The sequence below is a fragment of the Flexivirga oryzae genome, from assembly GCF_014190805.1.
GTDB classification, from domain to species: Bacteria; Actinomycetota; Actinomycetes; order Actinomycetales; family Dermatophilaceae; genus Flexivirga; species Flexivirga oryzae.
The window spans coordinates 1,694,861-1,707,065 of sequence record NZ_JACHVQ010000001.1 but is presented as its reverse complement, the minus strand read 5'-3'; the positions used below and the strand labels follow the sequence as shown (position 1 = coordinate 1,707,065).

General features: G+C 69.0%; 14 protein-coding genes and 1 tRNA gene. 10 read left to right on the top strand and 5 right to left on the bottom strand.

Annotated features, from left to right (window positions below; all coding sequences use genetic code 11):
* Positions 1-18 precede the first annotated feature (18 nt).
* Positions 19-1,542: an ATP-dependent DNA ligase gene (locus FHU39_RS07855; protein WP_183319834.1), complete on the bottom strand. Its 1,524-nt coding sequence runs from the start codon at positions 1,540-1,542 to the stop codon at positions 19-21.
* Positions 1,543-1,657: 115 nt separating this feature from the next.
* Here FHU39_RS07855 and FHU39_RS07850 point away from each other — a divergent pair, with 115 nt between their 5' ends.
* Together FHU39_RS07850 and FHU39_RS07845 are read left to right on the top strand one after the other, a co-directional pair.
* Positions 1,658-2,242 (top strand): TerD family protein, encoded by a 585-nt coding sequence (locus tag FHU39_RS07850; protein WP_183319833.1) that lies wholly within the window; start codon positions 1,658-1,660, stop codon positions 2,240-2,242.
* 150 nt (positions 2,243-2,392) lie between these two features.
* Positions 2,393-2,475, top strand: a tRNA-Leu gene (locus FHU39_RS07845).
* Positions 2,476-2,577: 102 nt separating this feature from the next.
* On the opposite strand, the gene FHU39_RS07840 is transcribed toward FHU39_RS07845, so the two are convergent.
* From FHU39_RS07840 to FHU39_RS07830, 3 genes are all read right to left on the bottom strand, one after another.
* The gene (locus tag FHU39_RS07840) at positions 2,578-3,303 is read right to left on the bottom strand and encodes a class F sortase (protein ID WP_183319832.1); all 726 of its coding nucleotides are present in this window, start codon (positions 3,301-3,303) and stop codon (positions 2,578-2,580) included.
* 11 nt (positions 3,304-3,314) lie between these two features.
* Positions 3,315-4,172, bottom strand: coding sequence for a hypothetical protein (locus tag FHU39_RS07835; RefSeq protein ID WP_183319831.1), 858 nt, complete (start codon positions 4,170-4,172; stop codon positions 3,315-3,317).
* Between the two features lie 176 nt (positions 4,173-4,348).
* Positions 4,349-4,954, bottom strand: a complete 606-nt coding sequence (locus FHU39_RS07830; RefSeq protein ID WP_183319830.1) for a hypothetical protein — start codon at positions 4,952-4,954, stop codon at positions 4,349-4,351.
* A gap of 144 nt (positions 4,955-5,098) precedes the next feature.
* On the opposite strand from FHU39_RS07830, the gene FHU39_RS07825 reads away from it, so the two are divergent.
* On the top strand, positions 5,099-5,518 hold the full coding sequence (locus FHU39_RS07825) for a hypothetical protein (protein WP_183319829.1): 420 nt from the start codon (positions 5,099-5,101) through the stop codon (positions 5,516-5,518).
* A 14-nt stretch (positions 5,519-5,532) separates the two neighbouring features.
* Here the strand turns inward: FHU39_RS07825 and FHU39_RS07820 are convergent, their stop codons facing one another.
* The gene (locus FHU39_RS07820; RefSeq protein ID WP_183319828.1) at positions 5,533-6,186 is read right to left on the bottom strand and encodes a response regulator transcription factor; all 654 of its coding nucleotides are present in this window, start codon (positions 6,184-6,186) and stop codon (positions 5,533-5,535) included.
* A 171-nt stretch (positions 6,187-6,357) separates the two neighbouring features.
* Between FHU39_RS07820 and FHU39_RS07815 the strand changes: the two genes are divergently transcribed.
* The 7 genes from FHU39_RS07815 to FHU39_RS07785 all read left to right on the top strand — a co-directional run bounded on the left by FHU39_RS07815 (position 6,358) and on the right by FHU39_RS07785 (position 12,204).
* Positions 6,358-6,525 carry a hypothetical protein gene (locus FHU39_RS07815; RefSeq protein WP_183319827.1) on the top strand — a complete coding sequence of 56 codons (168 nt, stop codon included), beginning with the start codon at positions 6,358-6,360 and terminating at the stop codon, positions 6,523-6,525.
* A gap of 43 nt (positions 6,526-6,568) precedes the next feature.
* Positions 6,569-6,739: a CsbD family protein gene (locus tag FHU39_RS07810; RefSeq protein WP_183319826.1), complete on the top strand. Its 171-nt coding sequence runs from the start codon at positions 6,569-6,571 to the stop codon at positions 6,737-6,739.
* Between the two features lie 153 nt (positions 6,740-6,892).
* Positions 6,893-8,149, top strand: a complete 1,257-nt coding sequence (locus tag FHU39_RS07805) for an NAD(P)/FAD-dependent oxidoreductase (protein ID WP_183319825.1) — start codon at positions 6,893-6,895, stop codon at positions 8,147-8,149.
* A complete protein-coding gene (locus tag FHU39_RS07800; RefSeq protein ID WP_183319824.1) occupies positions 8,140-8,874 on the top strand; it encodes a DUF1365 domain-containing protein in 735 nt (244 codons plus the stop codon). Before FHU39_RS07805 ends, FHU39_RS07800 begins: the two co-directional genes overlap by 10 nt.
* The gene (locus tag FHU39_RS07795; RefSeq protein WP_183319823.1) at positions 8,871-10,130 is read left to right on the top strand and encodes an SAM-dependent methyltransferase; all 1,260 of its coding nucleotides are present in this window, start codon (positions 8,871-8,873) and stop codon (positions 10,128-10,130) included. Before FHU39_RS07800 ends, FHU39_RS07795 begins: the two co-directional genes overlap by 4 nt.
* 11 nt (positions 10,131-10,141) lie before the next feature.
* Positions 10,142-11,383, top strand: a complete 1,242-nt coding sequence (locus tag FHU39_RS07790) for a class I SAM-dependent methyltransferase (RefSeq protein WP_343065779.1) — start codon at positions 10,142-10,144, stop codon at positions 11,381-11,383.
* Positions 11,383-12,204 carry a DUF1295 domain-containing protein gene (locus FHU39_RS07785; RefSeq protein WP_183319821.1) on the top strand — a complete coding sequence of 274 codons (822 nt, stop codon included), beginning with the start codon at positions 11,383-11,385 and terminating at the stop codon, positions 12,202-12,204. Before FHU39_RS07790 ends, FHU39_RS07785 begins: the two co-directional genes overlap by 1 nt.
* Position 12,205 lies beyond the last annotated feature (1 nt).

The following is a 12,205-nucleotide window of genomic DNA, read 5'->3' as shown; positions in this document are numbered from 1 at the left end:
CACGAGCGGGCGGGCTGATCACCCTCCGGCCAGTGCCCGCACGGTGTCGATGGTGTCGGCCTCGTCGGCGGTCTTGTCGTCGCGGTAGCGGATCACCCGGGCGAACCGCAGCGCCAGACCGCCGGGATAGCGGCTGGAGCGTTGCAACCCGTCGAAGGCGATCTCGACGACCTGCTCGGGCCGGAGGTGCACGACCCAGTCGCCGTCATCGGTGGCGAGCTCGCGGAACCGGGCGGTCTGCCAGCGGAGCATCTCGTCGGTCATGCCCTTGAACGTCTTCCCGAGCATCACGTGGCCGCCGGTCTCCGGGTCGCGTGCGCCGAGATGGATGTTGGACAGGAACCCCTTGCGGCGTCCGCTGCCCCACTCGACCGCGAGCACCACCAGGTCGAGGGTATGGCGGGGCTTGACCTTGACCCAGCCGGCGCCGCGACGTCCGGCGGCATACGGGGCCTCGAGGTCCTTGACGACGACGCCCTCGTCACCGCCGGCCACGCGCTCGGTGAAGAACTGCTGCGCATCGGCGACCGAGCCCACCGCGGACCGCCCGATCAGCCAGCGTTCGGGCACCAACTTCCCCAGCCGGTGTTGCCGCTCCCGCAGCGGGTCGTCGATCAGGTCCTCGCCGTCGACGTGCAGCAGGTCGAAGAACTGTGGTGTCACCGGTGTTTCGGCACGCAGTCGCGCGGGGTCGGCGCTGCTGGCGGTGCGCGCGCCGGTCACCTGGAACGGCAGTGGGCGCCCGTCCGCGGCCAGCGCGATCGCCTCGCCGTCGAGCACCAAGCGGTCCGCCGGGAGGCCTGCGACGATCTCGACGACTTCGGGGAGTCGGTCGGTGATCTCCTCCAGGCTGCGGGTGAACAGCCGGATGTCGTCGCCGTCCTTGTGCGCCTGCACCCGGATGCCGTCCAGTTTGGTCTCCACCTGCTGGGCGAGGTCGGGGTCCACGGCCGCGGCGATCTCCGGAGCACTGCCGGCCAGCATGGGACGCACCGGTCGGCCGACGAGAAGTCCGATGGCGACCACCGCTTCGGCGCCGCCGTTCATGGCGGCGGCGGCGACCGGCGCGGTGAAACCGGCCAGCATCACCGCCCGCCGGACCGTGGCCTCGGGCACGCCGCTCGCCTCCGCGATGGCGGTCAGCATCACCCCGTCCCCGGCCCCTTGGCGCAGCTCGCCCTGGATCAGTCCGCCGACGAAACGCTGCTCGTCAGGCGTGAGGCGGCCGAACAGCGCTTGCAGGTGATCCTTGCGGCGCGCGACCGCGCCCTGTCCCCCGACGGCGGCGATGTCGGTCAGCGTCCGATCGAGTTCGAGCACGGTCACGGTCGGCTGGTCGCCGGCCGGTGGCGCGTCGCGCAGACCGCGCCAGCCGATGCCGATGCGGCGCTGCGGCAGCACACCCGCGAGGTATGACGCCACCAGCGGCACCTCGTCCGGCGTCGCGGCGCGCAGCAGCCCCGCGACCGCGTCCCGTTTCGCGAGCCGGGAGCGGGTCGCCCGGACGGCCTCGGAGGCCGCAATGACGTCGTGCAACAGCATGACCGCCAGTCTGCCGTGCGCCTGCGACATACCTCTGCGAACAGGCAGGGGCGCGGAACCCGCGCCGACGCGCTAGCGTCAGGGTCGGAAACGGCTAGCTCACGAAGGGAAAGACATGCCGGTCAATCTGAGCAAGGGCGCGAACATCTCGTTGGAGAAGGCTGCGCCGGGTATGACGACAGCGATCGTCGGGCTGGGCTGGAACCCGCGCACCACCGACGGTGCGCAGTTCGATCTGGACGCCTCGGTGCTGCTGCTGGGCGAGAACGGCAAGGTCCGCAGCCAGGCCGACTTCGTCTTCTACAACAACCTGACCGGCGACAACGGCTCGGTGCAGCACCTCGGTGACAACCGCACCGGTGAGGGTGAGGGTGACGACGAGCAGATCAAGGTGTCGCTCGGTCAGGTCTCCCCCGACGTGCAGCGCATCACGTTCGTGGCGTCGATCGATCAGGCGGACGCCCGCGGGCAGAACTTCGGGCAGGTCTCGGACGCCTTCATCCGCGTCTTCGACGCCGACGACCCGACCAACGCCGAGAAGGGCGCACGTTTCGACCTCGGCGAGGACGCCGCCACCGAGTCGGCACTGGTCTTCGGTGAGCTCTACCGCAACAACGGCGAGTGGAAGTTCCGCGCCGTCGGCCAGGGCTACTCCACCGGTCTGGCCGGGGTGATCCGGGACTTCGGGCTCGACGTCTGAACCGGCCTCGCGCCGTGTCCATCCGGTCCGCCGCTCGGCTCCCACGTGACCCGAGCGGCGGACCGTGACACGATTGAGGAAAACAGCCGACTGCGTGCTAGTGTTTCGGGTCGTTGGCCGGGCCACTCCGCCCGGGCGACGCACCCATTTGTCCGGGTGGCGGAATGGCAGACGCGCTAGCTTGAGGTGCTAGTCCCTTAACGGGGGTGGGGGTTCAAGTCCCCCTCCGGACACGTTGTGTCTAATGGCCCTGTGGGTCCGAATCAATCGGATTCACAGGGCCATTCGTGTCGCTCGCGGATGCCGCGCTGGCTGTGTTCGGCCCCGGCTCTGCGTCAGAAGTGGTGGCTGCTGACCAGGTGTGCGTAGACGACGATGTTGTCCAGGTAGTGACCGGTCGCCCGGTCGAACTCACCGATGCAGGAGATCAGCCGTAGCCCGGCGTGGTTGATGTTGCCGTAGACGTGAGCGGTCGGGAAGGCGGCCTTGGGGTACCGCTCCAGGCTGTCGACCGTGAAGACGGCGACCGTGCCGTCGGCCAGGGTGACTTCGATCCGGTCGCCGGGACGTAACTCGCCGAGCCGGAAGAAGACCGATCGTGCGTCCTTCTCCTCGTCGGTGTGTCCGACGATCACCGACGGCCCGAGCTGTCCTGGGGTGGGTGAGCCGGTGTACCAGCCCGGCGGAACACCCGGTGTCGCGGGCGGGACCTCGATCGCCCCGCGGGCGTCGGTGCCGTATGCCGCCAGGTGGTCGCCGCTGATGCCGATCGCGGGGATGCTCAGCCGGGTCGGGATGGACCGAGGCAGTACCGGTCCCACCACCGCTGGCGCGGCCGGTGTCCGGCCGCCGGCTGATGCGCCGGCGCTGCTGCCGGCCGATCGCGGCGCCGCCGGCAGGTTGCCTTCCGCCGACGGACGGGCCGCCGACGGGGGCGGCGTCTCGGCATGGACCTGCCCACGGACGCCGATCACAACAAGCGCGATCGCTGCGAGCGTGAGCAGACCGGTCACCGCGGCCGCCCAGCGGCGACCACGGTGACCGGGATGCGGATGACGCATTGGTGCGGTGCTCAGTGCTGCTTGGCGAACCTGCGGCGCACCGTCAGCACGGCGCCCGCGGCCAGCAGGAGACCGCCGGCTCCGTAGAACATGCCCTGGTCCTGCAGGCCGGAGGTGCCGCCGCCACCGGTCTGCACGCCGCCGGAGGGCATGGTGCTCATCTGCGACTTCTCCAACGTGCCGCACAACGCCGGGGCCGTGCCGATCAGCGCGAGCTTCTTGCTCGCACCCGGCAGGGTGACGCCCAGGGAGTTCGGGGTCGTCAGCGACGCCTTGGGAGCGTTTGTGGGGTTCAGCCCGTGCACCACGACAACTGCCGTGTTGTTCTTGATCGCCGACAGGGTCGCCTGGTTGAGGGTGAAGGTTCGCTTGTACGTGAAGCTGCCGCCACCGGGGGCCTTGGTCACGTCGGTTGCGGTCGACGCGTCGGTGGCTCCCTTCGTCGACAAGGTGGTGCCGATCTTGCCGTATGCCGGCTGGCCCTCCACGGTGCTGATCACACCGTCGCCGTTGGTGTCGGCCGACCCGGCCGGGCACGTGCCGCCGCCGTCGATGTGGATGTGCTGCACGTGAGGGAACGGCATGCCGGCGAACGCAACGGGGATGCCCAGTGCGTTCAGGGTCTTCTTGTCGGTCGGCAACTTGTCCGCCAGCCCGGACACGGTCTCGGTCACGGTGGCCTGATCCCCGTCGATGCTGATCATGAAGTGGCCGGAGGCTGCACCGGACGGCGTGTTCAGCGACACCGGCTGCAGGTTCGCCATGTAGGTCCAACTGTCCGCGGCGTGCGCGGCAGGGGCACCCGCGCCCAGGGCGGCGATGCAAGCCGCCGCGGGAGCAGCTGCGAGGAACAGCTTCTTCGTCTGCATGATTGCTTCCTTCTCCATCGGACTCCGATAGGGCGATCTCCCCACCGAATGGTTCGGACGTTCGGATCGACACGGGCTCTCGAGCCGAAGAACGCCAGTGGTTCGGCGCGGGCACTGAACCGGATGGGACGAATGTCCCGTCTTCAGCGCGCCACGACGATCAGTCCTCGGGTGGCTCAGTCGCCGTTCCAGCAGCCGAGGACGACTGCGGCGATGTTGTAGGCGTAGGCGGCACGGCGTGCATAGAGCCGGGACTGCGGCGAGAGCCCGGAGGTGTCGACCTGCATGGTGTCGTTGTCCTTGCGGAGCACGACGACGCCGTCTGCGGTGCCGAACGCTCCCGGAGTCAACCCGACCAGGGTGTTCTCCCCATGGACGGACGACCGCACCCCGCCGGTGTAGGCCATCGCGGCCGCGACGGTCGGCGACTCGTGCACGGTCAGCACGATCCGCCCCGCCGGCAGCCGAAAGGTGCAGGTATAGGTGCGATTTCGCCAACTCGAGGCCGGGTTCGGATCGGGAGCCGTCGAGAGCACCGTCGTGATGTTGTCGCGCGTCTCGTCGGTGCAGATCATCTTCGCCGCGTCCGACGGGCCGGGCCGCACGACCGCGGGTGCGGTGGTCGAGCTCTCGCGCGTGGGCGAGCGTGTGGGCCGCACCCCGCCGGACGTCACCTGCTGCGAATGTGACGGCGTCGGTGCGGTGTTCGCGCGCGCGGAGCAACCTGTCAGCGGCACTGCTGCAGCGGCGAGCAGGACCGCGGCGATCTTCGTGATCTTCATGGGCACATCCGCTCTCGAGTTGATGAGAGCTGTTCGCTGCCGATCCCGGCCCGGATGGGATCGCGGCGGCGCCCATCCGGATGCGACACATCAACGAACACCCGGCACGGCGGATTCGTCGTTCACCGATCACGAGGAGTCGCCATGTTCGAACGTTTCCTGGGTCCCTCGCTCGACTCCCATTTCCGGCCGCTGGTCGCCCTCGCCGCCGTGGTCGCGGCTCTGGCGCACATTCCGGTGATCAAGCCGCATCTGACCGAAGCGCCTTATATGGGAGGGCTTTTCATACTGCTGACCACCGCCTGTCTGGTCCTCGCCGCGACTCTCGCCTGCCATGACGCTCAGGTCGTGTACGGACTGTCGGTCCTCACCTGCGGTCTGGCGGTCATCGGGTATGCCGCGACCCGGCTGGTCGCGTTCCCGATGCTGTCCGACGACGTCGGCAACTGGCTCGAGCCGCTCGGGATCGTCTCCATCGCGTCCGAGACCGTCGTCGTGGTCAGCGCCGGCCTCGCCATACGAGGGCGCAGGCGCGCGCACACCACCAGCTCACAATTCGCGTGAGCTGAGCCGTCGCATCATCGGGCGTCGTCCGCGGCGGGCTGGATCCTGGTGCGGTCCGGGCGGAAGCCGTGCTCCACTCCCCACAGGATCGCTTGCGTCCTGCTGGTCACCCCGATGCGTCGATAGCCGGAGCGGATGTAGGTCTTGACCGAGTTGATCGACAGGTGCGCTCGTTGTGCGATCTCCAGGTTGCTCAGTCCCTGGGTGATGAGCGCCAGAACCTCTGCCTCGCGCGGGGTCAGGCCCTCTTCCCTGCCCGGCCAGTCCCCGCCGACCACGCGCGGCCCCCGGGCGGCGTGGTGAATCTCCTGGGTGCCGTGGTGCACGGCGCGCAGTGCGGCGACGAGGCCGGCGGCGGGTAGACCCTTGGACACGTATCCGGCGGCACCGTTGGCGAGCGCCGCGCTCACCAAGCCCTCGTCGACATTCCAGGAGTAGACCACGACTTTGCCCACCAAGGGATTGCGGGCGAGCAGCGCGACCTCGTCCCGGTCTCCCTGGGTGCCGGCGAAAGTGTCGAACAACGCGATATCAACGCGGTGGCCGACGTTCCGGTTCGCGTCCAACTCGACGACCTCCACCTGGTCCTGGTACGACCGCAGCATGCTGGCCAGTCCCTGCACCACGACTTCGTAGTCGTCGATCAATGCCACCCGGATCCGTTTCATCTTTCAAACCTTAAGCATTCGCGATACACCCTTTGGGGTGAAGCGCCGCCGCCGCCCGGCGCCATACCGTCAGGCCATGAGTCCTTCGATCACCGTGTCCGGAACACGAAGCCGTGCCGCTGCCGCCGCCGTGCAGCGCAAAACCACCACCGTGCTTTCGCGGGACGCGTGATGCTCGCGCTACTGGGTCTGCTCCTGGTCATCTGGGTCGTGTTGATCCTGCTCGGCGCGTTCGTCCACGGCCTGTTCTGGTTGCTGGTCATCGGCGTCGTGTTGCTGATCGCGACCAGCGTCGTGGGGTTCATCAAACGCGAGGCGCTCGGCCGGCCCCGTCACTGACTCCCCCACACACCAATCACCGCTATCTGAAAGGAACAACATCATGGGACTGACCGACAAGGCCAAGAACGCCGCGCAGAAGGCTGCCGGGAAGGCCAAGGAGGCAACCGGCAAGGTCACCGACAACCAGGATCTGGAAGCCGAAGGACAGGCTGACCAAACGAAGGCTTCGGTGAAGAAGGTCGGCGAGGACATCAAGGACACGCTGGAGTGAGCAACGGTGCGGGAGGCGCCACGTGGCGGTCTCCCGCACCGGCCCGCCGACACGCACGCGCCTCGACGGGCCAAGGTCGGTCGATGTGCGATTCGACCAATCCGTCCAAGGCACGAGGACGAATCCCGGACAGAACTTGTTCGAGGAGGTCTGATGCCACGACGCCGCATCGCGGTGATCGGCACTGGTGTGTCGGGGTTGGTAGCCGCGCACGTGCTTCACGAGTCGGCCGATGTGACGGTCTATGAAGCCGACGACCGGGCGGGCGGTCACGCGCACACGCACACCGTCCCCCTCACCGACGGCACGGCGGTCGGCGTCGACACCGGCTTCATCGTGCACAACGACCGCACGTATCCGACGCTGCAGCGCCTGTTCCGCGCGTTGGACGTGCCGACCCAGCCGGCCGAGATGAGCATGTCGATCAGCGGGACACCGGGGTGGGAGTATGCCGGCGGAAAGGGTCCGCGCGGCCTGCTGGCCGACCCGCGCACGGCCGTGAACCCGCGTTATCTCCGGATGCTGCGGGAGGTGCGGACATTCCACCGCCGCGCACGCCGCGTGCTGGTCTCGGACGACGCTGCCGCGGGAAGCATCGGGGACTGGCTGGCGACGCAGTCGTACTCGCCGCAGTTCCTCACCTTCTTCCTGCGCCCACTCATTGCGGCGGTGTGGTCGTGCGCTCCCTCAGACGCGTTGTCCTACCCGGCTCGCAGTCTGCTCACCTTCCTGGATCACCACGGGATGCTCACCGTGACGGGGTCGCCGACCTGGCGCACCGTGACGGGCGGTTCCCGGGTGTATGTCGAGCGGGTGCTGGCACCACTACGCGACGTGCGGCTGAGCACACCGGTCGCCCGGGTCGCCCGGACAGCCACCGGCGTCACGGTACGCGACAGCCGCGGGCACACCGACCGGTTCGATGCCGTGGTCATCGCCACTCACCCGCAGCAGGCACTGGCGATGCAGCCGGACGCGGATCCGATGACCCGGGAGACCCTGGGTGCCATCGGCTACTCCGCCAACACGGCGGTGCTGCACACCGACACTTCGATCCTGCCGCGGCACCGTGGCGCGCGAGCGTCGTGGAACTACCGGACCGGCAGTACCGGAAGCGTCCTGGTGACCTACGACCTGACCCGGCTGCAGCGTCTCCCGGCACCGGACGACATGCGAATTCTGGTGACGCTCAACGACTCCGGGCTGATCGACCCGGCCCTGGTGCTGGACACGATGCACTACGAGCACCCGCTGTACACACAGGCCGCGGTGGAAGCGCAACTCAGACTGCCGAAGCTCAGTGACCGGGTGATCGCCTACGCCGGCGCCTACCACGGGTGGGGGTTCCATGAGGATGGAGCGCTGTCCGGTCTGCGAGCCGCGGAGGCGCTGGGCGGTGAATGGACGTGACGCACCTGTTCCTGACCACCGTTGCGCACACTCGCACCTCCCCGGTCCGGCACAGTTTCGAGCACCGGTCCTGCAGCTGGCTGATCGACCTGGCCGACGTCGACGAGCGCGGCCGGTCGCGCGGGCTGCCGGTGGGGCTGCGTGCAGTCGTCCGGTTCCGGTCACGCGATCATCTCGGTGATCCGCGATGTGGCTGGCTCGACAACGTGGCGCGTTTCGCCGCCACCCATGGCGTCCAATTGGGTGGCGGGAGCGTGGTCGCGCTGACCAACGGCCGCACGCTCGGGCACGTGTTCAACCCGATCACGCTCTACTGGTGCCACGATGCCGAGGGCCAGCTGGCCTGTGTCATCGCCGAGGTCCACAACACCTACGGGCAGCGGCACGCCTATCTCCTGGAGCCTGATGCGCGCGGTGTCGCCGATGCCGAAAAGGCCTTTTACGTCTCACCGTTCAACGATGTGTCCGGTCGCTATCGGATGTCCGTGCCGCCGCCCACCGATCGCCTGGACGTCACCGTCGTCCTGCACCGCGACGGCGAGCGGCCGTTCGTCGCGACCTGGCGCGGGGAGCAAGTGGCCGGCGGCCTCGACCTGGTCCGCGCGATCATGCGCCTGCCCCTGGCGAACTGGCTCGTCTCGGCCCGGATCCGTTGGCACGGCATCAAATTGTGGCGCAGGCTGCCGGTCCAGCCTCGCCCCTCGCACCGGCAGGAATTGGTATGACGACCAGCCTGCACCGACCGCTGACCGACACTGCGTGGCCGGATGTCGTGCATGTTCCGGCCGGGCCGCGAGCCGTTGCCGGCGCACGCGTTGCTGCGGCGATCTTCCGGCATGCCGTGCAGCGGTTGCCACTGCAGGTCGTTCTGCCGACCGGTGTGCGCATCGGGGCCGGCGGCCCGGCCGCTCCGGCCCTGCGGGTCCACGACCTGCCGAGCATGATGCGCAGGCTTGCGACGAGCGGCCTGATCGGCTTCGGTGAGTCGTATGTCGCGGGTGAGTGGGAGGCCAACGACCTTGCGGCTGTCATCGCCGTATTTGCTCGTGCCGTCGACAAACTCGTGCCATCGCCGCTGCAGCACCTGCGACGGCTGCTGCTGGCGGCGCACCCTTCCGCCGACCGCCCGACGTCTGCACAGTCACCGGGCAATGTGCATCGGCACTACGACCTGTCCAACGAACTGTTCGCCGCCTTCCTGGATGAGACGATGACCTATTCGGCCGCCCTGTTCGACCACCCCACCGATGCGGTGTGGGGTGACCTCGCCCCAGCGCAACTGCGGAAGATGGATCGGTTGCTCGATCAGGCAGGAGTCGGGCCGGGCACCCGGCTCCTCGAGATCGGGACCGGCTGGGGAGCTCTTGCCGCACGCGCTGCCGACCGGGGAGCGTTCGTCGAGAGCGTGACGCTCTCCAGTGAGCAACTCGACCATGCCCGCCGCCGGATCGCTGACGCCGGCCTGTCGGACCGGGTCCGGGTGCGCCTGGCCGACTACCGCGAGCTGACCGGGTCGTTCGACGCGATCGTGTCCGTGGAGATGATCGAAGCGGTGGGTCTGGAGTTCCTGCCGGCATACTTCGACACCCTCCACCGCTGCCTGGCACCCGGCGGCCGGATCGCCCTGCAGGCGATCACCATGCCGCACCACCGGGCGATCACGACGCAGCGGACCTACACCTGGATCCACAAGTACATCTTTCCCGGTGGCGCGATCCCCTCGACCCGCATGCTGCGCAACCAGGCGTCCGCGGTCGGGCTGACGATGGTCGATGACCTCGCGATGGGCGTCAGCTACGCCGCGACCTTGCGGCTGTGGGCCGACCGGTTCGACGAGCACCGCGGTGACCTCGCGACGCTCGGCTTCGACGAACTCTTCGCCCGCACCTGGCAGTTCTACCTGCGCTACTGCGAGGGCGGATTCCGGGCGGGCTACCTCGACGTGCACCAAGTGACCTATCGACGCGAAGGCGACTCATGACCGTAACGTCCGTGGCATCCGCTCTGGAGAGTGCCCTCGAGCCACTGATCCGGGGTGCTCTGCCGGTGCGGCTCACCGCCTGGGACGGTAGCACCGCGGGTCCGGTCGACGCACCGTGTGTGACTTTGGCCGGACCGGATGCCCTGCGCCGAATCCTATGGCATCCGGGTGAACTCGGCGCCGCGCAGAGCTACGTGACCGGCGAGCTGAAGGTCGACGGATCGCTCATCGACGCCTTGCGGCGGGTGCGCGAGATCGCGGACGAGCGTGAGCTGACTGGGCGCCGGCCGTCACCGCGACAGGTTGCCACCGCGTTGCGTGCCGTCCTCACCCTGAGCGGTGGGCCGCGCCGGCCACCAGCACCGGACACCCAGATCCGGGTGCGCGGCCGGCTGCACTCCCGCACGCGTGACCGGGACGTCATACGGCACCACTACGACCTGCCCGCCGACTTCTTCCGACTCATCCTGGACGAAAACATGGCCTACTCGTGTGCACGCGTCACCGGGGCCGCGCTGGACGGGACGGAGACAGACAGCTACCGGTTGGAGGATGCGCAGGCCGACAAGCTCGACCTGGTGTGCCGAAGCGTCGGGCTGGATGCGCGACCGGGGATGCGGCTGCTGGACGTCGGTTGCGGCTGGGGATCGCTCGGCCTCTTCGCCGCCGAGCACTACGCCGCACAGGTCACCGGCGTCACGATCTCCCCGGCGCAGAAGGCCTTCATCGACCGGCGGGTCGCCGCTCTCGGACTGAGCGATCGGGTGACCGTCCGGCTGCAGGACTACCGCGACGTCGATGACGGTCCGTACGACGCGATCGCATCCCTGGAGATGGGCGAACACGCCGGTGACCGCGGCTACCCGGACTTCGTGCACACGCTGCACCGCAACGCTGTCGTGGGTGCCCGGGTGCTGGTCCAGCAGATGAGCAGACGCGGCAGACATCCCGGCGGCGGGCCTTTCATCGAGGCCTTCATCACGCCCGACATGACCATGCGGCCGCTGGGCCGCACCCTCGAGCTCATCGAGCGCGGCGGCCTCGAAGTGCTACAGACCCGCTCGCTACGAGCGGACTACGCCTGGACGATCCGCGCCTGGCGCGGCCGGTTCGAGGCACACCGCCAGCAGATACGCGCCCTCGTCGGGGACGAGGTCGTCCGGGTCTGGGAGCTGTACCTCGCCGGCGGCGAACTCGCCTTCGAGCAGGGCAGGATGGGCGTGGACCAGATCGTCGCCGCCCGCACCCGCTGATGCTCGACTTCGGGGGCATCACCGCGCTCTGTGCCGGCGCGCTCGTCGTCCTGCAGGCGGTCACGTGCGCAGTCGCGCTACGCGCCCGACGATTCCGGCTCGTCGACCAGGTCTGGGGGCCGGGTCTCGCCGGCGTCGCGGTCCTCTCCGGCGTCCTGGGCTCGGGTGACCCCACCCGCAGGATCATCCTGGGCCTGCTCATCACCATGTGGGGTGTCCGGCTGAGCGCACACATCGCCCGGCGCAGCCGTGGCGCGCCAGAGGACCCGCGGTACGCCGAACTGGTCGCCGGCCACAGCATCCCGGTCGCCGGCCTGAAGGTCTTCGGCCTGCAAGCCGCCGCCCAGTGGTTCATCTCGTTACCGATCCAGGTGGCCGCCACGTCCGGACCGCCCTCCGTGCCCGGTCTGCCACTGGTCGCGCTCGGAACGGTCCTCATCCTCACCGGTCTGGTGATCGAAACAGCCGCGGACCGGCAACTCGCGCACTTCACGGCCGACCCGGCGCACCACGGCCGGCTCATGGACCGCGGACTGTGGGCGTGGTCCCGCCACCCGAACTACTTCGGCGACGCGACCGTATGGGTCGGAGTCTTCCTGGTCGCCGCGGCCGCCTGGCCCGGGCCGCTCACCGTCGTGTCCCCCGCGGCGATGGTCTGGTTCCTGGTCGTCGCCACCGGGGCACGCCGACTCGAGCGCCACCTGGCCGACCGGCCCGGATACCGCGACTACCAGCAACGGACCAGCTTCTTCCTGCCTCGCCCGCCGCGCCACACGCCAGGGCGCGGTGCCACGAGCACCCGGCAGTCTCGGGGAGACTGAG

Excerpts from the sequence above, each read along its gene's own strand:
- FHU39_RS07855 (WP_183319834.1), bottom strand. The coding sequence starts at position 1,542 with ATGCTGTTGCACGACGTCATTGCGGCCTCCGAGGCCGTCCGGGCGACC.
- FHU39_RS07850 (WP_183319833.1), top strand. The coding sequence starts at position 1,658 with ATGCCGGTCAATCTGAGCAAGGGCGCGAACATCTCGTTGGAGAAGGCT.
- FHU39_RS07840 (WP_183319832.1), bottom strand. The coding sequence starts at position 3,303 with ATGCGTCATCCGCATCCCGGTCACCGTGGTCGCCGCTGGGCGGCCGCG.
- FHU39_RS07835 (WP_183319831.1), bottom strand. The coding sequence starts at position 4,172 with ATGCAGACGAAGAAGCTGTTCCTCGCAGCTGCTCCCGCGGCGGCTTGC.
- FHU39_RS07830 (WP_183319830.1), bottom strand. The coding sequence starts at position 4,954 with ATGAAGATCACGAAGATCGCCGCGGTCCTGCTCGCCGCTGCAGCAGTG.
- FHU39_RS07825 (WP_183319829.1), top strand. The coding sequence starts at position 5,099 with ATGTTCGAACGTTTCCTGGGTCCCTCGCTCGACTCCCATTTCCGGCCG.
- FHU39_RS07820 (WP_183319828.1), bottom strand. The coding sequence starts at position 6,186 with ATGAAACGGATCCGGGTGGCATTGATCGACGACTACGAAGTCGTGGTG.
- FHU39_RS07815 (WP_183319827.1), top strand. The coding sequence starts at position 6,358 with ATGCTCGCGCTACTGGGTCTGCTCCTGGTCATCTGGGTCGTGTTGATC.
- FHU39_RS07810 (WP_183319826.1), top strand. The coding sequence starts at position 6,569 with ATGGGACTGACCGACAAGGCCAAGAACGCCGCGCAGAAGGCTGCCGGG.
- FHU39_RS07805 (WP_183319825.1), top strand. The coding sequence starts at position 6,893 with ATGCCACGACGCCGCATCGCGGTGATCGGCACTGGTGTGTCGGGGTTG.
- FHU39_RS07800 (WP_183319824.1), top strand. The coding sequence starts at position 8,140 with ATGGACGTGACGCACCTGTTCCTGACCACCGTTGCGCACACTCGCACC.
- FHU39_RS07795 (WP_183319823.1), top strand. The coding sequence starts at position 8,871 with ATGACGACCAGCCTGCACCGACCGCTGACCGACACTGCGTGGCCGGAT.
- FHU39_RS07785 (WP_183319821.1), top strand. The coding sequence starts at position 11,383 with ATGCTCGACTTCGGGGGCATCACCGCGCTCTGTGCCGGCGCGCTCGTC.